This window comes from Bacillus sp. mrc49 (assembly GCF_002803435.1).
This window is the reverse complement of the sequence record NZ_PHNG01000346.1, coordinates 1-346: the sequence shown is the minus strand read 5'-3', so window position 1 is coordinate 346 and position 346 is coordinate 1. Positions and strand designations below refer to the sequence as shown.

Here is a 346-nt window from a genome sequence, read left to right as displayed (position 1 = left end):
GCAAAAAAATTTATCCGACAAAATATTACAATATTGGTCTCCAGGGATTTACGATTAAGCGCATCTATAACCGCCTTAAGTGTTTCAAAATTAACCTGTTTTGCATTACCCGTTACTAGGTCATTAATGGTTGCAGGCCTCACCTTCGCTTCAACTGCTAAAGCATTCTTCGTTATCTCTAGTTCCTTTAAAGTGCCCTCTAATGATGAAATAAACCCATTATCGACCATAGGAGTAAGTAACTTTTTATTTGCTGACAATTCCCTCACCTCAACGCCAATTATACTTTAAAAAACTTTTTTCGTAAACCTCTTGACGTATGACTCAGTAAGTTATATTATTAACT

At 35.3% G+C, this 346-nt stretch carries 1 protein-coding gene; it reads right to left on the bottom strand.

The genetic code is table 11. The annotated features are described in order from the left end of the window. The coding region (locus tag CVN76_RS02260; RefSeq protein ID WP_232732069.1) for a helix-turn-helix domain-containing protein at nucleotides 1–260 on the bottom strand (260 nt) is incomplete at its 3' end. Nucleotides 261–346: the final 86 nt, after the last annotated feature.